Raw genomic sequence first — 22,772 nt, forward strand, 5'->3', positions numbered from 1 at the left:
CCACTGTTTACTCTCAACTGCCCCCTGCCTACTGCCTACTGCCCACTGAATAAACTCCCTCCTGTACTTCTTTCTCTTCGGGTTTGAAGGTTTCTCTAAAGAAGGTTTTTAGATAAGTTATGGAGTACTTAAGCCTTTTGTGGTAAGTGGCTACCATAAAATATCTAAAGGCCAATCGCACTTTAGTTTTTTTAGGAATCTGATTTTTAAACCTATCCGAAGGAAGATTTAAAACCTCTTGGAAAAGAACCAATTCGGATTCTACTACTTTCTTTTTCTCCTGATATCTGGACGTGATCGAGTTGCCATGAAGCAGATACCTAAAACAAGGCTGCTCTATAACCCCCCATTTAGCCTGATGAAGAATGACCCTTAGATAGAGTTCCCATTCCTGATGCCTTCTTAATTTTATATTAAACAGGCCTACCTTTTCATAAACATATCTTCTGACCATTGGGCCTCCGGTAAAAAAGATCAGTCGAAATTCCAGGTAATCCTCAATAGGATTTTCAGAAAAATAGCTTTGCTTGAACTTGGTATTTCCTTCAAACTTCTCATCAATCTTCAGGTCTCCTTTTGCAATTACCACTGGAGTTTTTGGATGACCTTTAAGGTAGTTTACCTTCTTTTCCAAAAACCAAGGATACATGATGTCATCGCTATCAAACCACTGGATAAATTCTCCCTGTGATAAAGAATAAGCATAGTTTCTGCAAAAATTGGCTCCTTTTGGGATGTCCAAGGGCCTTTCAAAAATCTTAAATCTGGAATCCTTATTTCCATATTCTTTAAGGATCTCAAAAGAATTATCCGTACTTCTATCGTCTACAATAATGCATTCCCATTCCTGATATTTTTGACTCAGTATGGAATCCAGGGTTTTTCTTAAAAGTCTTTCCTTATTGTAGTTGGGAATAAGGATGGAAACAAGGTTTGGCCTCAAAGTCTACTAAAAATTAAGGTTCTGATAAAAAACTTTATTGCGCTCAACATAATAGTTAAAGCTTTTTCAATAATAATATCTTCAAGTTTTTCTAAATAAACTAGTCTGATTGAAAAAGGCATCGTAGACGGTTACTCCCTTGAAATCTTCTCTTTCCCAATCTTTTAAATATTCTTCTATTGCCTCATGATAGGAATCCCGGTTAGAATTATCAAAAAGAAGATATCCTCCAGATTTTACCTTGGTATGGGAATATTTAAGACATGCAGGTCTAGCTCTTCCATCGATAATCAAAAGATCCAAGCTTTCGTCTGGAAGGTCTGAAGCGGCTTTGGCATAGGTTTCAAAATAACTTCCTACCTCATTTAGGCCATGGACGCTCTTAAACTCCTCCCCCCCTTCCTCGTCTTCCGAGATATATCGAACAGTAAAATTCGGATTGTCAGCCAATTTTTTACTCACCACTTGAGTCCAATCCGGATCATGTTCTATACTGGTCATGGTTTTGACTTTGCCATTAAGAAATAAGGTACTTCCTCCACATCCAAATTCAAACACATTCCAATCGGGCTTAACTAATTGATTTAATTTCAGGTAAGCCCTATGGGAAATCCAAGGAAGTTTTGCCTCCAAAGTTCCTTTCATCAACCTGTTATAACGATAATAGGCCTTAAAATCTCGGATAGGCTCTGTGATTCCATTTCCATTCTTTACAAATTGAATCCACTCACTCAGGAATCTTCCTACAATTTTATAAGCAGGCTTAATGTATTGTCTTCTTTTACTTTCCATAAACTAGAATTCCGGTAATGTCTTTTGGCTCCTCTTCAAGAATAGAGACATTGACTTTTCTCTTTACTTTTTCGAAGGTTTTTTCCCGGATAAATTCCAAGTAATCAGTATCCAGATTTTTACCTATCAGGATCATTTCTACCGTCCCGGAATCAATTCCCTGGGCATAGTCACCTACGATATAGGCTTTATCTACCTCACCCATACGCTTCACGATTCTTTCCATCAGGTCATCCAAGCCAAGAAACTTGCTGACCATGGCTGTGATTTCTGAGAAAAAGGGATGCTGCTCATTTGCCCGGTAAAGTTTGGTTTTCCCATCCTCCTCTGCCAAGAGAAGACCGGCATCCGTTAAGCGATTGAGCTCCACCCTTACGGAATTGGTAGATTCCTCGAATTCCTTTGCCAATGAACGCAAGTAACCTGAATTCCTATGCGCAAAAAACTTAAGCAGGAGTTTTACTCTGGTTTTGGATGTGACTAGAGAGTCTAACAAATAAATTAAGAATTGATAATTAAAAACTCCAAAGCTTCGCCCGGTCACTCCCATTTTGATTTGGGAACTAGGAGCTAATCAAAAAAGATTGCTTCGTTAGTCTTTTAGACTACCTCGCAATAAGGACCGAGTAATAAAATTACTCAGTGTCTTGAGATATGCAAATATTTTTTGGGGAATTAGAAAGGAAGGTGCGGAAAATTAGATTTAAGAATCCTTTCTGGGTAGGATCACTAAAGGTTATTGCCGGTTCGAACCATGCTATGTAAATACAATAAGCCAGAAAGTACATGGAAGCCAAACAGGACTATCAAAAGGATAAATTTCGATAGACTTGCATTTTCACTTGAGGATTTCAAGCACCATTCTTTCAACACAATCTTAACCAGTACTAGGTAAAGCAAAAATAGAGAAATCGGCACTTGCCAATAAAAATTCCCATCCAAGTACCTAGGCCCACTTTCGGCAAACAGAAAGAAGACTAAGAGGGAAAAGAAAAATACTGCAAAAGCCAATTGAAACTCTTTGTCTTTAAAAAGAACTTTTCTAAACAGAAATACCCCTCCCAATAGAAAAACCAAACTACTGATTAGGTCCAAAACCAGACTTTCTGAATACTCAAGCCAAACACTAAATGGTTGAAAAAGTATAGCTCCACTTGAGCGAAAATTGTAAAATAAGCTTTGCTCTGATGCCATGTCAAAGATCAGGTATTTGCTTATTACTAATAAAGCTATGGTAATACCTGAGTAGGTCAGAATCCTTTGGCGGAATTTGGGGACATGATTGGAAAACAGAAAAAGCAGAAGCATTCCAGGAAGCAGACCAAACAAATAATTGGGCTTTATCAGAACTATTAAAGAGGTTAGAATCAATCCTCTTGAGAGATTTACCTTTTGGGATTCAAACCATCTGGAGACTTCTTGAAATAGCAAAAAACAGAAAGGAAAGACATAAATAGTACTGCCGTTATGCCAAAGATTTGGTGTCATTTTTCCCAAAAGCCAATATTCTCCCTCCCAACCCAATAGATAAATCGGAAATATAAAGAGCATGCCTAATGGGATCCATTGAAAAACTAAGCAAGTCCGAATTTGGGGAAGTAAGTACCTGTAAGTCAAACTATACTTAGCCAGCCAGCTAAACGCCATCAAAAGCAATAAACCAAGCTTTAAATTGTCCTCCACAGGAAAAAGGAAACTCAAACCAAAAAAAGTAAGGTAGTATAAAGGGGGAAATGGAATTTTTCCCCTTTCATAGTAAAATTCCCAAATATCAAGGTGAGCTGGAAAATCCGAAAAAATATCTCCTGATAGCATTAAATAGGTAATCCAAGAATATCCTAAAAGGACTATCACACTGGATATCCAAAAAATTGATGAATAGGACTTTATGGAATGAAAAAAACCCTTTTCCATACTCATTTGGTAAATTGAAGCAATTTCAAATTTGCACTTGAAAGGATGGAAACTTGGGTAAATTCCCCTCTGGAAATTCGATTCATGTAGTCAGGGAATACCAATGGTTCTGGAAATTGAAATGCGATTAGAGCGTATGACTTTAATTCACTTTGCCCGGAAATTCCCATGCGTTGAAAAGCTTTTTTCTGAAAAGGACTTCTGGAAATCCAACCTTGGCTGATCACAGGAACAGGGTTCTTTTGGCTGAAATGATTCAGAAAATTGTATTCAAAAAACCCTTCCAAAAACACAATCTCCCCCGAGGCAACATTTTCCAAAAGGCTATAAAATTCTTCATTGACAAGCTTTCTACCCTTTGCCTCATTTAAAAAATTAGCCGAATGAATTCCTAAAAAAAGCAGAAGGATCAAGCCCGCTGAAGAAAAAATCTTTGGGGAAAATCGAATACTTCTTTCAGAGAGAATGGGAAAGAGTAAAACACTAAAAAAGACCAAATTCACCCTTCCCAAGGATAGATTGAAATGATTGAATACTAAAAAAAAGGCTAACCATCCTAGGAGGAATTCAAGCTTTTTCCGAAAGGAAAGCTGTAAAGCCATAAAACTTATCAAGAGCGCCAAGATCAACATGGACTTGAAAAGCTCAGTCAGTTGAATCTTCATTAGCCTTACTATTCCAAAACCTACCTGCTCCCGGGTGAAAAATTGCTTATCCAATACTTTCTTTTCGGCCTTCAGCTCAGACAGCCCGATGGGGAGTTCTTCAAACATCCATCTGCCAAAGAAATACCAATCTGAACCAGTATTTATTTCCCCGCTTTTGGTTTTCTCCACAAAGACGGGATGGTCAATTACTTTGGCTCTCGATCGATTAAAGGCTAAAAAATCCTGATCCACATAGTTTTGCTCATAGGTCCACTTTCCCAATAAAACCAAACCGGCCAAAGAAAGTGGCAGCAGTATTTTTTGAAATACTCTTTTCTCCGAAAATCTTGAAAAGACCCAATTGCTCCAAGTCCAGCCCATTCCAATCAAGGCCACAGCTTCCCAGCGGATCATTAAGCCGAAGAATAGGAGAAGGAAAGCCATACTTTTTCCCCAATTAGAAATTTTAGGTTTTTGTAAAATGATAAGGAATCCAGCAAGTCCAGCATATCCAGCAATCAGGGTAAACTGAGGAAAAAAACCCAAATGAATAGAAATGAGCAAGGTAAAAAGACTCCAAAAGTTTTTCCATTCAGTTGAAAACTCTTTTTGGTGAACCTGATGGAGCAAAACAAGTCCAGAAGCCCAATTGACTAAAAACCATACTGCACCATACCAATTGATATCAGGAGAGACCTTATAAATCGACGATAAAACCCAGCTCAACCAAGGGTGGATAAAGACTGCATAGGATTCAGGTTCTCCGGTATAAGCTCCAGAAACCAACCACATCATCAGCACATCGTCATTGGTCTGGAATCTCCAAGGCAGAAACCAAACAATCAGGATACTGGCAGTTAGGGCTATGCTCCAAAAAATCTGGTTCAAAGGAAGTAAGGACAATCTCTTCATTCGAAAGTATGGAGTAAAATAGGCTTTTGGGTGAAATTTTCCGGCAAGGAATCTAAAGGATAATATACCATTTTCCCTGAGGAAAAGCCCTCAGGAAAGAAATGCTCCAGCTGTTTACGGTCCCAAAATCCCGGACTTCTGGGCTGGGTTTTTCCTAAGAGAAAAGGAATCCCGGAAATGCGATAAGCTGCTAAAACTTGCTGTTCCTCTCCTATTTCATTTTTCAGCTTTTGCAATTCTTTGATTTGACTTGAGGCTAAATAAATGGATTTTCCGGGGAGGTATTCCCAACTTTCCGTTGCTTTCCATAAGGATTTTTGCTCAAAAGGATGCCACCAAAGTCCATTGAAAACCAATAGCAAACTCATTAGTGATATCCCCAAACTAAAAGCGGGAATCCATTTTCTATCTTGCTTTTCTAGCATCATCCACCAACCCAAAATCCAAAAAACCAGGTAGTGAATCCCTATTCTTAGCCAATACACGTTGCTCCCGAAATGAAGAAGAAAAGGGAGAAAAAATAAGACTAGAAGCCACTGTTTGTCATTCAGGGAAAAGTTTTTGAAATCGGAATCTGCAAGTAATACCCCCCAAATCCCAACTCCCAGAAGTAGGAAGAGATGATTCCATTCTTCGGTGGTCTTGGTGAGGTAAAATACCAAGCTCATCAATGAACCAATTAAAATGAGCTGAAAAATAAATCGGGAAACCTTAATCCTAATAAGAAGGGCAGGAATAAAAACCAAAAGACACCAAAATAGACCTACTCCTGTGTACTTAATCAGTCCAAACCATTGGTAATCTGTCCTAGATGCTTGAATAAAAATCCCTTCACTTAGTCTCAGCAAGGAATTTTCCTTGAAAATCAAGAAGAAGAATCCTTCCAAAAGCAAAAACGGAAACACTAGTCCACTTATTCCTTTCCAAGAAACCTTCTCCTCCAGAACCCAACTAAGCAAAGTCAAGGCTCCTAAAACCAAAGCCGAAGTTAGCTTTACATAAAACAAAATGGCCAAAAGCAATCCCAAGCCCAATTGGGTTTGAAACCCTTTTTTATGGGAAGACATTCCTGCCAACCAAGCACATGCTAAAACCACCGAAAGATGATTATAGGATAGACTGGCTGGAAGAAAACCATAGCCCGCAAACAACCCAAGTAGGGAAAGAAGGAAAACGGTGGACTTACTAAGAATTTTTCCACCGGTATTTTTGTAAAAAATGAGCAGGAACCAAGCCCCCAAGCAATAACTCAAGAGTCTAAGTATCCGCAATCCAACAATTCCAAAATGGACTCCAGAAAGCTCAAACACCGCCTTAAAAAAAAGATCATAATTGAAAATTCCTCCCTGATTTTCCTGAAATGGATGCGCCAATAAGCCATAAAGGCCTTCATCAGTGAAGTCAAATCCCCGGTTAATCCCAGCAAGAACCAAGACAAGTGAAAGTACAGAAGCTCCTAGGAGGATTTTAGGCATTGGGAAGGATTAGAAAATTTAAAGATTGGAAAATTTATGGTTCAGAAAATCAATAGTTGAATCAAAGGTCGGATTTCCATTGAAAATCGAGTTGGAAGAGGGAAGATGGGAAACGGAAGACCGAAGGCGGGAGACGGGAGGCAGAAGACCGGAGACAGAAGACGGGTGAAAATCCATATTTCCCATTCCTAATTCATCATTTTTATTTCTGATTCTTTGCGCTGGGATCGAATGTCATTTCCAAATCAAAAATGTGCTCCAGCGCAGCAATTGCTTGGGTGTACTTTTTTCTACCGAGCTTTTGCCCCTATGGGGCTTTTTTAATTTTAAACTTATTCCTCAATCTCAATTACTCGGTTAGTCAATTCATCGATTCCTCTATTCCTCATTCCTCATTCACTATTCCTCATTAATCAGTTTGGGAAGGTCATAAAACAAGGGCAGACGAAGAAGGCAATCGCTAAACCCTTCAGCATTGGGGAGATGTAGCTTGAAGGATTCTGCTTGGGTTTGGGCTATAAAGGGACTTTTATGAAGACTTTGGTAATGGAAAACTGCCAAAATACCCCTTTGCTTCAATCTGTCCATTACCGCTTGTCTTTGTTTTGCATTTTCAAAAAGCAAATAAAAGAGATGATAATTCCCCTTTTCTTGTTGGAAGTTGATTGTAGAAAGATCACCTACCACCTCCTCCAAAACCTCTTGAAGAAGAATTAAATAGGTTTTTGGAAGAACCTGTGGCTGGCGGCTTTCCCCTGAAAACCAGTAAAAGTAATCCTCCCAAATCCGTTTTCTTCGGGTTTGAATTTGATCCAGATTCTCTAGTTGAGCCCAAAGAAATGCAGCATTAAGTTCGGAAAGCAAAAAACTACTGCCCAAATCCACCCATGAATATTTGTCTATTTCACCCCTGAAATAAGCACTTCGATTGGTTCCCTTTTCCCAGATGATTTCTGCCCGTTTTTCGAGATTGGGATCATTCACGACTAGCATCCCTCCTTCCCCACAATGGATGTTTTTAGTTTCATGAAAACTAAAGGCAGACAAATGTCCAAAAGAGCCCAAAGCCTTATCCTCCAAATAACTATCCACAGCTTGAGCAGCATCTTCCAGCAGGTAAATCCCATACTTATTCGCTAAGGTCCGAAGGGCTAGCATATCACAGGGTACTCCCCCATAATGAACGGCTATGATTGCCTTGGTTTTTGAGTTTATCAAGGATTCCACCAAACTTTCATCCATCCCCGGAAAATCGGGTTTGGAGTCGACAAAGACCATTTTTGCTCCGCGAAGAGCGAAGGCATTAGCTGTGGAGACAAAGGTGAAGGAAGGCAAAATCACTTCATCTCCAGCCTGGATATCAAATAGCAAAGCAGCCATTTCCAGGGCATCGGTACAGGAATTGGTCAATAAACAGCATCCAAACCCATACTTCTCCTCAAAAAACTGCTGGCATTTTTGGGTATAAAAGCCATTTCCCGAAAGTTTGCCCTGATTTATCGCTGCATCCCTTACATAATCCAGTTCTTTACCAGACAAGTAAGGCTTGTTAAAAGGGATAGCTAATTTATGTTTTTCGAAAAAGGGCATTTGACTTTCTTAAACTAGTGGCAAGATAAAAAAATGAGGAAGATCAGGGTCCTTTATCCTAAAATGCTAATCAGCCCAATAATGATAGATCCATGTTTCTTCAACCACCTGATAGCCGAGTTTTTCATAAAATTGAACAGCCGATTGGTTCCTGGATTGTGTCGGAATGATCAAGTATTTTTTCCCTTTTGAAAAGGCTAATTGCTCCGCAGCCTGGATAAGTTTCCTTCCCCAAGCTTGGCCTCGATGCTCCTCTCCTACTGCCAGTAATCCTATTTGAACAGCATCGTCTTTTAAATTAAAGCTTACCATTCCCTCTAATCCTTTTGGAAATAGGATCTGGTTTTGCTCCCAAGCTTTTTCCAACCAGAGTTTATAGAGCTTTTCAAATTCTCCATTTTTTAGCCGTTCATCCATCTTAAATCGAGAATATTCCCCACTTGCCAAAGCCAAATCAAGAAGTGTTTTTCGCAAATTTGGAGCTGAAAATTTTCCTAAATAATCGAAAATAGAGAGGATTCCCTCTGGAGCATTAGCCTCCAGAATTTCTTTCCTAAAAACAAGCCTTTGATCTGCAAGTTGGATTTTTGGGGATTGAAATGAGATTGGCTTTCCAGAAAAAACATAGACCAATTGGTGAGTTTTAGCTTTTTCCAAAAATTCTTTTTCATCAAAATCTGGTTCCCAATTGACTTTCCCTACAGAGTAGCCAAAAAGTTCGGAATCAAATGGAAGAGACTGGATCACCATGTTTGATTTCAGACTTAGGAATTTTCATTCAATTGTTCCTCTATGATGTAGGCTGGGCGATTTTTAACTCCCTCAAAGGTTTTCCCCACATACAACCCAACCACTCCTAAAGTAATCAAAAGAATACCGGATAATAGCCAGATCGAAATGATCAAGCTTGCGTAGCCGGCCACAATAATCTCTCCCTGGAGATATCTAAATAAGGTATACAAGGCAAAGAGGAAACCTGTAATCGCAACTAGAACTCCGAGCTTTACCGTGAGTCGAATTGGTTTATCACTGTAGGCCAACATGATATCTAAGGCCAGATTAAATAACTTCTTGATAGAATAGGAACTTTTCCTATCTAGATTCGGGGCATGCTCTACAAAAATGGAGGTCTGTCGAAACCCAACCCACTTGACCATGGTTGGGAAATACCGAATAGATTCTCTCATCCGAATCACCTCTTTGATTACTTTTTTGTGATAAACCCCAAAATTGGCGATGGTTTCATCTTGCTCTGAGCCAGTTAGGTAAGAGAGGGTTCTATAGAATAATTTGGAACTCATCCTTCGAAAAAATCCATCTTGGCGATTATTCCTTTTTGCCAAAACCACATCAAAGCCTTTTTGAGCTTCCTGCAAGAGATTTGGGATTTCCTCAGGTTGATCCTGCAAATCACAATCCATGACTACGGTCCATTCCCCCTTTGCCTTATCCAATCCAGCAGTGATTGCATAGTGCTGTCCAAAATTTCTGGAAAGCCTAATCCCCTTCACAAATGGGTTGGAATGACAGATTTCCTGAATGACCTCCCAAGAAGAGTCCGGGCTTCGGTCCTCTACCAAAATGACCTCCAGTTCTCCCGAATAATCCTGCAATGAGTTTTTTATCCTTGCCACCAAAGGGCTTAAGGTTTTTTCTCCCATGTAGACTGGAACTACTACGGAAATGAGGACTTGCTTTTCGATTTTGATCAAGACTGGAGGTTTGAACTTAATTTCATTACCCAAATTAAACTAATCTTTGAATGGATTGAATAATAAATGATGAAAACCAGAATTTGAAAATTCAAACGATTTCCTAATTGACTTTTTATTATAAAAATATAATTCAAGCCCCTAATAATTATATTTTGTGGAAAACTAAGCGAGACTTGCCCTGAAAAATACCCAGTAGTGGGTATTTTTTTGGTCTAGCACTTTGGTAATTTTGATTCAGGGTGATTAAGCGACTTTTCTCCGGATTTTTCCTAGAAAATCATTAAGGGACTTTTCTTAAAATTTTTTTACCCTTTATTTTTTTCACGGTATTCAGAAACAAAAAAAGACTCTCACGAGTCTTTTTTTTATTTATACCCTAGGTAGGATTAGTAGAAGCGAACCTCACAATTTGGATGCTCGGTCTTAAAGGAATCGACAGCTCTCGTAGTAAGGCGGGTATTAAAACATGAAAGCTTTTTCAAATTTGGTAACCCATCAATTGGCTTCAATGAACGCAAATTTGTGCTAGCTACATCCAATTCCTCCAAAGCCAATAATGGCTCCAATCCTTTAAGACCTTTAAGATTGGTGCCAGATATATTCAGCTTCTTTAAGTTGATCAGATTACTTATTGGGCTTAAATCCTCGATTCCAGTGTTAGAAATATCAAGTTCTTCTAAAGTCGTTAAACTCGATAATGGCAAGAAATCGATGACTGGAACCTGAGATATCTTCACCTGATTCAGCAATGCCATCCCACTTAATTCAGAAATGGATGAAACTGGAGCATCAAAAATTGAGAACGATCTCAAATTGATAAATGCAGGAATGGGAAGAAGATTATTAGCTAGAATTCGTTCAAAGGAAAGTTCCGATTTTGCAGTAAGCGTGTGCAGTTGTTCTGCACTTGGACTTTCTGGCAAAGAAAACTGTCTTCTGAAAGTATCTCTCCAAGTAGGGTCCATCTCTGTCCACCAATTTTGAAGTTCTTGGGATCTAAAAATCACATTGATGTCTGGTCTTCTTAGCAAGAAACTCGGAAGTTCCTGACGATTCACTGAGGAGCCATCCACATTGATGTACTTCAGCTTCTCAAGACCTGCAAGGTCGGAAATGCTTTGAACAGGACTACCTTCAAAATCCAGGCTTTCCAATAATTCCAGCTCCTTGAGCATGCTCAAATTAGAAACTGAAGTGTTTTTACCCTTTATTTTCTTCAGAGTTTTCACCTCGGTCAAGGGAAGCAAGTCATTAATGGAATTATCAGAGAAATCAACTTCAGATAAATTGACAAATTTTACCAATGGGTTTAAAGACTCAATCCCCAAACCACTTAAATCGATTGCTGAGACAGTTACCGTTTTAGTTAGGATTTCCACATTTGGATTGTCATTTTGAATAGCAGGGTTTGCTCTCTTCAAACCTGCTTTCCATCCATCACTCAAGGTGCTCCACCAGCTTTCCAAATCTTTGACATGGTGAATCAGCAGGACTTCCGGATTTTGCCTTACAAAATTATCCGCAGCCAACTTGCTCAACTGAGTTTCATCAGCCAAGACCTTTTTCAAATTGGGCAAATTGTTCAATGGAGTCAAATCACTGACAACAGTACCTGTAATGTCCAAAACCTCCAAGCCTTCAAAATCTTTAAAATTGCTCAGATCCTGAATATTTGTTTTGGATAAATTGAGGGAATGCAGATTCGTGAATCCTGAAAAAGAGGAAAGGTTTACCATATAATTCCCACTCAAGTCCAGACTTTTTAAGTTCTTGAGCTCTTTGATATTTTCAGGATTGTTGAAACCGCTTTCCCTGAGAGATAATTCTTCTAGATTTTTAAATTGGTTCAGAACGGCAAAACTCGATATCGGTGCCCCGTCGGCCTTGATTGCAATTAAATTCTTCAGATTCAGAAGTTCATTGATGCTGTCCACTTGGGTATTTGAGATATCCAACGATTTAAGCCTATCAGAATATTTAATGAATTTGATATTTCGAGTTGGGGTATTGGAAATATTCAGATTTTCCAGGAAAGTCACATTAGAAATCGGAGCCAAATCTGCAATTTCTGTTTGGCTGATATTGATCACTTTGAGGTCTCTTAGCTCAGAAAGTGGGGCTAAAGTTCGAATGGATCGGTTTTGTGAAATATCCAAAGTGTCTATTCCAACGAACTTGTAAATCATATCCAAAGCCACTGAATCTTGGGCATTTAGCCCAAACCTCTTTTTAAAATAAGCTACCCAAGCCGGACTCAAGCTTTTCCACCAAGCCGTCAATTCCTCATCCCTACTGACTTTGGTGGTGTACATGCTCACGATTTTAAGTTCCTGAGTCTTTTCATCCAGGTTTACTTCTACAAATCGAGGTCTGGTATTGGTGATTTTTTCTCCTGCATTGCCAATTGCCTCAATGGTTCTATCCATAGAAGCCACGAAATACACCTCTCCGTTGTCTTTTTGATTGGGTTTTACCTCCCGGACTTTAAACTTGAACTGTACATTTTTGTAAAAGAACTCAATGTCTTTGAGGTAGGCAGTCACATCTTTATTGGTGACTACTTTTCTATCAAGTAGTAGATCATCCTCGACTTGGACTTTCTCATCCCGAAAGATTTTGAGGTAACTTTCACGGATAATGACGTCTTTATCTCTGGCAGAAGTTTCTTTATTACCCAGGGTATTCAATAAAAACTCTAAAAACTGGATCTGGTCCTCCACTTTGGTCGAGAGCTCCTGGACCTGATCTTTGGAATACCCTTTTATAGTCTGTCCAAAAGAGGAAAAACTAGAAATGGAAAGAACGAATACAGCAAGGATATACTTAATCCTGGTCATAGATGTATTTAAGGATAGTTTCTTTGTCGCCAGGGCCTAGACGAACCAGATTGGAAATCAACCAACCTGTATTGAATCCCGGACGGTTAAATTGATTTACTTCAAAATACCAGCCACCGATTTGGAAGAAATGAAATTTCACCCCTGAAACCGTATCAAAACGAAGGTTATTTTGCTTCATTTCGTATAGGAAAATGGATAGGAAATCCGGGCTATAGGAATTGGCTGTAAAGGATTCCGGTAAATTTGAATCTTGAAAAGCCCTTCTAAGGTTCATAAAACCTAATTCATGACTCAAAGGGTGAAGAAATTCTTTGGATTCTCCAACAGGTTTATTGAATAGATTTTTGAAGGGAGGGAAAATTACTTGATCAATTACCCATTCAAAGCCAAGTCGCTCTGGTTGGATTTTCATAATCAGGGTTGCTTTTTCTCTTTTCCCTTTAAAGAAAAACTCAGTATCTACTTCTGCATACCATCCTTCTCTTTGAAAATTGAGGAAGTATGGATATACGTCCGAAAGGACATATTGAATAAACTCACTTTTGAGCTGAGGAGAAACGGAGGAGGTTTGGTTGTCGAAAAGGATATTAAGGAAGCCTTTTCGTAATGCAGGATTTTGATAAAGAGAATCACCTGGATAAAACCGGATGTTTCCATCTACCGATTCTTCTCCATTAAATCTTCGAAAAAATTGATTGAGCTGTTTGGTTGAAGCTGCAAATCTACCATCATCTTTAATAGTTCCGGGGCCGCCAATGCCCTGCCCCGGAACTGAAGAGATGATTGCGATAAAAAACGCAAAAATCAGAAAGGTTAATCTCATGCGGAGGTTTCAGTCACTCTTACATCACCCAACATGACGTCCCAGAATTCGATCGTGCGACCTGCAATTTGAGTCTGCTTCTTTTCCACGTAGATAGTGATGTCTTTTTTGGTAGTATCTCTATAGTTCATTCCTGTTTCAATAGATGTACCTTCAAATCGCTGGTAGATGGTGATAACCCCTACGTAACGGCCGTCAGGCTGTCTTTCCAAATCAGAAATATACTGAATATCGTACCAGGTAATATTTACTCGGTCATAGTTCAAAGCCATCAAACGCTCGAAATATCTTCTGACTTTGTAATAAGCAATCTCCTGAGTATTGATAGAGGAAACGCCCATTTCAGCACCTGGTGCGAAAAGTTCTTCAGCTCTATCCATAACGCGGTTTGCCTCAGAAAATTGAGTTTCCTTGCTACCGATAATTGCGACATACTTAGAGAGGTCTTTTACTTTTTCCAAAGCAAGTGAATCAATCGCTTGCTTTCTTGCAGGACTGATATTGTCCTGTGCCATTACTGCCAGGGATGCAGAAAGAAACAAACCCAGGAAGAGGATAAATTTATTTTTCATTAGAGTCTAGATTTTCGGGGTTGAATTATTTTCTTCTTAGCTCAAGTTCAGAAACTTTCCCATTGGCATCCATACGGATATCAGAGATGTAGTTCAAGTTTTTCTTGGTGTCCTTAAGGTAGTCCAAGTACTTCTTGATCGTTGTAGGTTCGTCATAATCCTTGATTCCATTTTCTTCGTGGATCACAATCAAAACTGGAGTTTCTTGGTTTGAAAACATGGCCAAAGTCTCTTGAATAGACTGATTGGCGGAGTTTACACTTCCTGCAGCTGCGATTGCATTGAAGTTGTTTTCAAGCTTTTCAGCGGCAACTTCCTCTGCAGATCTAGCTGGAGGAGGCGGAGGAGCCTGTTGCACTACTTCTTGTTTTGGTGCCGGTGCAGGTTCAGGTTGTACAGCCTTCTTCTTGCTTTTACACGCACCCATAGCCAAGGTGACTACAAGTCCCATGAAAAGGATTCTCTTCAAGGAAATAGAGGATACGAACTGTTTCATTTGGATAGATTAGATGTTTAAGAATTAATTTGATTTTTATTCGATTGTGGGGTGAATTTCACGGGACAAAGTAAAGAAAAACCAAGCATATCCTGACAAATGCCGTACCCGATAGATTGGATATTTTTCATAGGCTAATTTAAATTTTGTTAAATGGCTAATTATGGGATTGTCAGTCTATGGATGTTAACCTCTTACTTACTTTAAGCTACAAAAAACAGCGGGCAGGGCAAGGACATTTCATATAAAAAATCCAACTCTTCCAATAAGCGGTAAGAGATCTAATTGAAAGGCAAAATTCCCAAAAGGTGGATTTTCACTAAGAAAACCCTCAAAAAATACCTCATATAGGGTATTTACAAGCATTTAATAATACCCGATTTTTGACATGTGTTAAGTTTAAAAGGCAATGGCCTCAATAAAGTCCCTCGGCTTCCGGGGGATTTTTTTTTCTTGGAGATTAGAAATTAGTTTTCCCTAGTTTAAACCTTTTTTCTAGGGGAAGCTTGATTACCAAGTAAAGCCCAATTGATCCCAGTAAAACCATCAACGCCACAGTTGAGGAAGGCATACTTTTAGGATAAATGAAAAGGAAAAAGTTTACCAGAAACTGAAGTATCCCAAATGCTAAGGCAATAGTGATATGATCCCTGCCGAGCTGATTGACCAGGTATTGGTAAAGGTGTGTTCTGTGTGGAATAGCTGGGTTTTCTTTTCTTAAAATTCTTTGAGTAAGTGTGAGGAAAGAATCCATTCCATAGACCAACAGCATGAGAATTATTGTCCAGTCTTTAGTAGCTAAGTACCATTGAGCTAAAAAATAAATAATCATGTAGGCTAAGGAAATACTACCAATGTCCCCCGCAAACATGATCGCCTTTTTCCGCATATTAAAAATGAGAAAAACTATAATGGCTACAATGAGATAGCGAATAAGGCTTTCCTCGAAAATAGGCATGTATTGGTTGATTGCGAGTATGGATCCAAAAAATACAATACCATAAATCCCAGTTATTCCATTAATTCCATCCATGAAGTTAATGGCATTCATAATTCCTAGTGCAACAAAATACAGGAAGGGAATCACAATCCATGATTCCTGACTAAAAAGACCCAAATCATAAAAAGCCATGGTCAATCCCAAGGCCTGCACTCCAAATCTCAGCTTTCTGGAAATAGAATACATATCATCCAAGAGACTGATAGCAGCTATCCAAATAATTCCCAAAACCATCCATGTATGGATAAAGTCAAAGGACATCCACCAAAATAGTACAGCAAATGGGAAAAGGATTCCACCTCCTCTAACCGTGGGCAGAGAATGTGAACTTCGGCCATTGGGCACATCCACTATTCCATACCTTATTGCCAGCCTTTGGTAAACCAAGGCGATAAGCAAAAGGATCAGAAATACGATGGTATAATTTAATAGCATTTTTTAAAGACAAATAAAGAATGATCAATACAACAAAAAGTCAATCGTGATTTTGAGTACTAATTAATTATATCTGAATAAAAAGACAGTGAACTTATTTACGCAAAGGAATCAATTCATTCTTTTTTATTCAAATGTTAGAAAATATTTAGGAATCATTTTAAGGAAATTATTTCCCGCTGATTTAGCGAAAATTTAGGTGAAATATTGAAATAAAGCTCTAAAAATGAAAGCCTTATACCCTTAGCGAATCAAAATAAATACACCAGATCTCTCTATTTTTTCACCGGAACGAGTAGTAAATAAAGCCCGGTAAACATAATTTCCATTTGGAGCCTTTTGACCAAGGTGAGTTCCATCCCATCCTGGATCCTCTCCACTAGTGGTATGGAATACTAATTCGCCCCATGTATTGAAAATGTAATACTCAACGGTAGCAATCCCTCTGAATTGAGGTTTAAAGAAAAGGTTTTTAGACCCATCTGGTGTGAAGGCATTAGGAATGATGATGACGTAATCATCTTTCACCTCAATCACTCTTTCAAAAACAGAGATACATCCGATTGCATCAATTGTTGTCAAAGTAACCGTATAGAAACCCTTTTTGCCATAAATATGGGTGGGATTTCTGTCAGAACTTATAGCTCCATCTCCAAATTCCCAATTCCAAATAATGGCTTTTCCAAGAGTAAGATCATTAAAATTGACTGGCTCTAGAATCTGTGCAACACCGTTTGGAATGAAATTCCCTCCTCCAAGATCAGCTTGATAATCGAAATTTGAAATCAATTCTTCCTCTGCAATCTTAACTTGAATTCTCTGGGTTGGTGTCCAGCATCCAGCTCCCTTTATTGAGCTGCTGACTAAGTAATTTCCATTTTGGTTAACCGCGCCAATTTCATCAATCTTCATCGCAGCACCACTTGGACTGATTACCTGATAATCATAAATCGATGGATTGAAGCCTTCAATATGCTTGGTAAGGTCTACAGTACCTTTTGGATCACAGACTATTGATGGGTTTGACACTCTTAAATTAGGAATATCATAAACTTTAACCTTTGCAGGAATTAAAGCGGACTCACAAACTCCAGTCCCGGAGACCTTGACATAATAGACATATTCGTCATCTCTACCTTGTAAACCTGAAATGCTTAAAGATCCATTTGGTGCTATTTGATAAGTTACTCCATTGCTTGTACCTGATGAAATTTGACCTGTGCCATTTGAATTTTGATACCAAGTATAGACAGGGGTTATTCCAGTTTGAGTTGTAGAAGGAACAAGCTGTGCAGTTTCTCCTTCACAAATCACATCATCGGTAGTTGAAATTGGAGTGGGTAATTCATCAACAGTGATTGCTGATGGCAAGCTAATGATACATCCGCCAGCATCCTTGACAATAAATTGATACGAACCTGGAGCTAGATTACCTGAGTTGAAGGTGCCGCCAGCAAAAGGTCTGCTTGAAATTTGAGTTCCATTTCTTAAGATGTCAATCGTATATTGACCATACCCTCCAGAGACATCAAATACTACATTTCCATTAGAAGCATTACAATCGGAGTCTTTTTTAGTCGGGGTAGTTATTTGTAGTGCTGATGGAGGTCCAGCAACCACTAAATTCGGAAGACTTACAATACATCCGGCACCACTCTTTACGTATCCTGTATAAGTACCAGGAACAACAGAGAAAGTGTTTCCGGTTTGGAAATTTGTACCATCTAGAGAATAGGTAAATACACCATCACCGGCACCACCAGTTAGACGAATTGTACCTTTTTCTCCGAAGCAAACTTCATTTTGGATTTGGCTCACTAGAGTTGGAACTCTATTTATCTTGACTTGCACTGGAGTAACTTGACCTGGACAAGAATTTCCGCCTTTAATTATCACATAATATGTTCTTGGAGAATTACTGGCTGAAAGCCCTGAGACAGTCAAAGCACCATTAGAAGCAATGGTGAAAGTATGCCCATTTCCATCTGGAACTGGACTTGAATTTATTTTCTGAGTTAAGTTATTATCCTTATACCATTCAAAAGTGGCACCCGTTGCGGTCGGCACAGCGGTCGGAATCAGTACCGCCTGCTCTCCTTCGCAAATCTCCACATTTGGAACAGTAATGTTAGTAGGACCATAAACAAGAGTGATTGGCGTTGAAGAGATGGAACAGCCTTCTTTATCCACCACTGAGATTGAATAGGTTCCAGGAGAAAGATTCTTGGCCTCAAAAGTAGGTCCAGCAACCGTCACTGAAGGAGTAGCAACTCCATTTTTAATTAGCGTTACCGTGTATGGAGACCATCCACCCGTAATTTGTGTTGTAATAATTCCTATATCCGATCCACAAGAAGGGTCAACTTTTGTCAATGGAGAAATAGCCAAAGCAGAAGCAGGTTGCTTGACCTCAACTGAAAAAGTCTGTTCACAAAAACCCTGATTGGTAACCTTAATGGAATAAATTCCAGCCTTCCAAGTTTGAGCTTTGAGTTGAGCTTCAGTTAATATTGCTCCATTATTTACGGAATAGGTATAATTAGAATTTCCTCCAGAAGAAACTGATATTACTCCATCATTTCCTCCAAAACAGGAAACTGGCTCGGTGGCAAAAATCGGAGCAGGCACAACTCTAACCAAAGCCTTAGCCTCTACTAGTTGATTGGTACAAACTACATTAAAATAGAAGCTATAAGGAGTGCTATTTCCCTTCAGGCCAGTAATTATCAATTGGTCGGTATTTACATCTATAGTGTAGCTGATGGAAGGATCAGTACTATCAGGTCCAGAGGTGATTTCCTTGGTTTTTGCGGCATCCTTATACCATTTAATTTCTGTTTGGGCAGAACCTGTAACTGTGTTAATTGGACTAAGAGTCACCACTTGACCGGCACAAACTTCAACTGGTGCAACCACAAAATTAGGATCAGGCATTTCCGGTACCACAAAATTAAAATTCGCCACGCAACCCTTGGCGTCTTTTACAATCAGGTAATAGGTATCTGAAATCAGGTTCTGGGCACCCTTAAGGTCTCCTGCTACCACAGGTCCTGTTAGGCTGCCTTTTCTCCATTCTACAGTATAGCCTCCCCATCCTCCAGAAATTTGAAGATTTTCAATAGCACCATTGGGTAGATCACATGAATTCCGAATAATTGCTGGAGTATTTACAGAGATGGCCGATGGAGGTCCTAGAATGGTGGTGCTTACTTGAGCCTGACATCCATTAGGACCAGTACTTCGGATGGTGACTGTATAATTTCCAGGAGCCAGGCCTGTAAAAGTATTTGAGCTTACAAAAGCACCATTGTTTAGGCTATACTCAAAACTACCGTCAGCACCGGTTGCAGTGACAGCGATAGTACCATCACTGGCATTAAAACAAATTTCATCTGTCTTAGCTACAGTCGCTGTGATTGGTGATAGGACTTTAATTGATGCTTCAAATGGAGGAATTGGACAATATCCTGGTCCAGTAGCCACTAAATAATATTTATAATTTCCTACTTTCAATCCTCCCACTGTCAATTCTAAAGTTGAATTATTGATGGTAAATACATGACCATTTGCGTCTGGAGTGGCACTGGAAGTAATTGGCTGGGTAGCTGCGGCATCCTTATACCATTTTAATACCGCATTCCCGGTGGTTGTTACGCTTGGGATGATTGAAGCAATATCTCCTTCACATAATTCATCGGAGAGTGGAGCCACAGAAATTGGAATTCCGGGATTGTCTGCCAAGACCTGAGTTAGAACTTTCGTACAGTTCGCATCCTTAATCCTAACCTCATAGGATCCCGGACTTAAATTTTGATAAATTTTGGTAGAGGTCGCAGAATTGGTGGTTTCCACTAGTACTCCATTTTTCAAGAATTCAAGGGTAAAAGGAGGCGTTCCACCCGAAAAATTAACCTCCAATAATCCATTGTTTTGCCCACAAGCTGGCTGTACTACCTGCTTGAAATCATAAATAATTTCCGGTGATGTTTTCACCTCTGCAGAAATGCTTCCAATACAATTGGTTCCTGCATTAACATCAATAGTATAGGTGCCAAAAGCCAACCCGCTAAAAACATTACTTGATTGGAAAGGAGAACCATTGATACTATAGGTATATGTACCTAATCCACCTGAAGCATTTACTGTAATCTGTCCAATATTTTCCCGACACAAGTCATCCACTATGGTGGCATTTATGACTAATGGAGGCGAAACCAATACTTGTACCCGCTTTAATTGACCTACAGGAGTAGCACAAAGATTTTGAGAAGCATCTGCTGCCACTTCAACAAAAAACTCATAAGGTACATTGCTGACAGCAAGTCCAGTTATAGACAAAATCCCAGGTGCAGTAATGGTATACGTAACACCCCCCTGACTCAGTCCATTAGTAATCTGCTGGGTCTTATTATTATCTTTCCACCATTTAAATGAAGGATTATTTGCATCAGTAGGGTCTTCCAGTTGAGGGGTAAAAATCACAGGAGTACCTTGACATATTTCCTGATCATCCAGTACTACCTCCACAGGAGTACCCCGCACATCTTTTACTTCAAATTCAAAAGTATCCTCGCATGCCGTATTGGTAGCAGGGTTATTTATGGTTAAGTAATATTTACCAAGGTTTACATTTGTGACTCCTAAGGTAGCTCTGATATAGCCGTTGGAGGTAGTTTCGCTTTTGGTGTAATTAGCAGCTGGCAAAATATTTCCTGCCTGGTCTTTCCATACAAACTGATAACCAGGCACTAAATCCTTTACTATTACATTGGAAATGGTTCCATCATTTTGACCATTACAAGTTGGGCCTATAATTGTCTCAGTGCCGTCAATTTTAGGAGTTGGATTAACTGTAACAGTTACAGTTTTTGGCATTGAGGTCAATCCGTAGTTATCAATAACTGTATAATAAATTGTATGAGTACCAAAAAAGCCTGGCTCAGGAATAAATTTAATTTTTGCTTCGCTCCTTTCTGAGCCAAAGTTTTGATCGGTTAAGTCATCTAAAATCGATTCAAAAGTACCAACTCCAGGAATCGTGATTTTTTTATTTTCAGGCTTACATTTTTCAATACAAACATTTGAAAGCCCGCAATTTCCAACTACTGGATCTCCATTTGTATTTGGAGAATTATCAGGTGGTCCCGGATTAGTTTCATAAAGCTGCAAACATCGAATAAACTGGTTGTCAGCAGGTAGAGAGACATTAAAATCAAAGGTTAAATTCTCGTTGAAACAAACCTTTTCATTCAAATTAGGCGGATTTGGTGCCAAAGCAGGGTCAATGCTAGAAACCTCTACGGTTACATTTCTAATCTCATGTCTATTTTTAAAAGCCCCTGAAGAAGCAGCAAAGCCAACTTTTAAGTTTTGTGGGGCGGCGTATGGATAAGGTACGTTTGTGAAAATCGGGACTACTTGCTGAGAACCATTGAAGGTGGCTAGGATACTCATCGAAATGGTGTAAGAACCTGCCCCATTTGGTCTTAGGTCAATAAAGACCTTTCGGTATCCGTCAACAGTACAATCCGTCACCCTTGAATTTGAAGCTGAAGCAACTGTAAATCTTTGACTCGATGGCAAGAAAAACTTACCCGGTAATCCGGTAAAGAATCCTCCATCTGTGGGATCATTATTTAATATCCTCCCGTCAACAAAAGGATAACTTTGGTAGCCAGGAAGAGGCTGAGGAAATGTTAGTGGAGATGGTGCAACTCCCAAGCCAGTCATTCCATTATCTCGTTGTACATCCAAAGCATCAATTGGACCCCGAATAGCAATAGAATTTGGATATTTGGGAATCAAGGCACCTCCTAAACCCGAACCATAAGCAAAAGGAGAAGGAGGAATTTGCGCAAATCCCCCATACCTTCCTTCAAAGTTATTTCCCCAATTTCCTCTAGAATCTAGCCCAATACCCATATAGGCCCCTTTCAAACCATAACCTCCAAGGAAGTTATTATCTGATGAGTAGCGTAAAGGAGAGTAACCTAAAGACCCTCCCAGACCTCCAATCTCGAAGGTGGATGCATCTATAGAACCATCAAATAAGAAGAAGCTAAATCCATCCCCTTTTTCATTAATGGGACTTGAACCATAGGCGAAATATTCGAAAGAAGCTTTGATCCCATAGGCTGAAGAAAAGGGAAGATCAACGTATACCCAGCCTCTTTGATCAAAGTCGTCCGGAGTTAGTTGGAGCACCCCATTCCCTCCACCAGTCAAAATGGGATTATTCGGAACGCCGTCTACAACCGTATTGGGTCTAAAAGTAGAATTGGTAAAGGGCTCACAGTAAGGAAATCCATCCCGGGGAATAATAACTACCTGAGAAAGCGATTCTCCAACCCAACCTAATGAAACCAAAAGGAGAAGGAACAAAAAAAGAAGATTGTTCTTTAAAACATTCATTTATCCTACGTTAACCTAACGATGGAGACCTAATTTAAAAATTAAACAATTTATTTTTTAAATCTTTGATCTTCCCATCATATTGATTTCCAGGTGCTTGGGTTTATTAAGCTTTCCAGTTTGAATTATTTTTTTGACGTTAAAAATCTTGTCAATAATTATACCAAAGGAACTTTATTCGAATCATTAATCCTAAACTTTTGCCCA

At 39.2% G+C, this 22,772-nt stretch carries 15 protein-coding genes; all 15 read right to left on the minus strand.

The genetic code is table 11. The features are described from left to right. Window positions 1-28 precede the first annotated feature (28 nt). Window positions 29-943 carry a glycosyltransferase family 2 protein gene (locus DFQ04_RS06980; RefSeq protein WP_133554043.1) on the minus strand — a complete coding sequence of 305 codons (915 nt, stop codon included), beginning with the start codon at window positions 941-943 and terminating at the stop codon, window positions 29-31. An 81-nt stretch (window positions 944-1,024) separates the two neighbouring features. Beyond that, window positions 1,025-1,735: an O-methyltransferase gene (locus DFQ04_RS06985; protein ID WP_133554044.1), complete on the minus strand. Its 711-nt coding sequence runs from the start codon at window positions 1,733-1,735 to the stop codon at window positions 1,025-1,027. Next, a complete protein-coding gene (locus DFQ04_RS06990) occupies window positions 1,725-2,231 on the minus strand; it encodes a winged helix-turn-helix domain-containing protein (RefSeq protein WP_133554046.1) in 507 nt (168 codons plus the stop codon). The genes DFQ04_RS06985 and DFQ04_RS06990 overlap by 11 nt, the downstream gene beginning before the upstream one ends. 233 nt (window positions 2,232-2,464) lie before the next feature. Further along, complete coding sequence (locus DFQ04_RS06995) at window positions 2,465-3,286, minus strand: hypothetical protein (RefSeq protein WP_133554049.1); 822 nt, start codon at window positions 3,284-3,286, stop codon at window positions 2,465-2,467. Between the two features lie 365 nt (window positions 3,287-3,651). Continuing rightward, window positions 3,652-5,208, minus strand: coding sequence for a hypothetical protein (locus DFQ04_RS07000; protein ID WP_133554051.1), 1,557 nt, complete (start codon window positions 5,206-5,208; stop codon window positions 3,652-3,654). Beyond that, a complete protein-coding gene (locus DFQ04_RS07005; RefSeq protein ID WP_133554053.1) occupies window positions 5,205-6,683 on the minus strand; it encodes a hypothetical protein in 1,479 nt (492 codons plus the stop codon). The genes DFQ04_RS07000 and DFQ04_RS07005 overlap by 4 nt, the downstream gene beginning before the upstream one ends. Window positions 6,684-7,082: 399 nt before the next feature. Continuing rightward, window positions 7,083-8,273 carry a dTDP-4-amino-4,6-dideoxygalactose transaminase gene (gene rffA / locus DFQ04_RS07010; RefSeq protein ID WP_133554055.1) on the minus strand — a complete coding sequence of 397 codons (1,191 nt, stop codon included), beginning with the start codon at window positions 8,271-8,273 and terminating at the stop codon, window positions 7,083-7,085. 66 nt (window positions 8,274-8,339) lie between these two features. Then, entirely contained in the window at window positions 8,340-9,023 is a 684-nt protein-coding gene (locus tag DFQ04_RS07015) for a GNAT family N-acetyltransferase (RefSeq protein ID WP_133554057.1), read from the minus strand. Window positions 9,024-9,037: 14 nt separating this feature from the next. Then, on the minus strand, window positions 9,038-9,985 hold the full coding sequence (locus DFQ04_RS07020) for a glycosyltransferase family 2 protein (protein WP_243739642.1): 948 nt from the start codon (window positions 9,983-9,985) through the stop codon (window positions 9,038-9,040). Between the two features lie 389 nt (window positions 9,986-10,374). Next, window positions 10,375-12,825, minus strand: a complete 2,451-nt coding sequence (locus tag DFQ04_RS07025; RefSeq protein WP_133554059.1) for a leucine-rich repeat domain-containing protein — start codon at window positions 12,823-12,825, stop codon at window positions 10,375-10,377. Further along, complete coding sequence (locus DFQ04_RS07030) at window positions 12,812-13,651, minus strand: hypothetical protein (RefSeq protein WP_133554061.1); 840 nt, start codon at window positions 13,649-13,651, stop codon at window positions 12,812-12,814. The genes DFQ04_RS07025 and DFQ04_RS07030 overlap by 14 nt, the downstream gene beginning before the upstream one ends. Then, window positions 13,648-14,223: a hypothetical protein gene (locus tag DFQ04_RS07035; RefSeq protein WP_133554063.1), complete on the minus strand. Its 576-nt coding sequence runs from the start codon at window positions 14,221-14,223 to the stop codon at window positions 13,648-13,650. The genes DFQ04_RS07030 and DFQ04_RS07035 overlap by 4 nt, the downstream gene beginning before the upstream one ends. Before the next feature lie 25 nt (window positions 14,224-14,248). Further along, window positions 14,249-14,719 carry a nucleoid-structuring protein H-NS gene (locus DFQ04_RS07040; RefSeq protein ID WP_133554065.1) on the minus strand — a complete coding sequence of 157 codons (471 nt, stop codon included), beginning with the start codon at window positions 14,717-14,719 and terminating at the stop codon, window positions 14,249-14,251. Window positions 14,720-15,179: 460 nt separating this feature from the next. Next, window positions 15,180-16,154 carry an MraY family glycosyltransferase gene (locus DFQ04_RS07045; RefSeq protein WP_133554067.1) on the minus strand — a complete coding sequence of 325 codons (975 nt, stop codon included), beginning with the start codon at window positions 16,152-16,154 and terminating at the stop codon, window positions 15,180-15,182. Between the two features lie 243 nt (window positions 16,155-16,397). Beyond that, window positions 16,398-22,565 carry a PKD domain-containing protein gene (locus tag DFQ04_RS07050; protein ID WP_133554069.1) on the minus strand — a complete coding sequence of 2,056 codons (6,168 nt, stop codon included), beginning with the start codon at window positions 22,563-22,565 and terminating at the stop codon, window positions 16,398-16,400. Window positions 22,566-22,772: the final 207 nt, after the last annotated feature.

Origin of the sequence: Algoriphagus boseongensis (assembly GCF_004362805.1) — a bacterium.
In the GTDB taxonomy this organism is placed as follows: Bacteria; Bacteroidota; Bacteroidia; order Cytophagales; family Cyclobacteriaceae; genus Algoriphagus; species Algoriphagus boseongensis.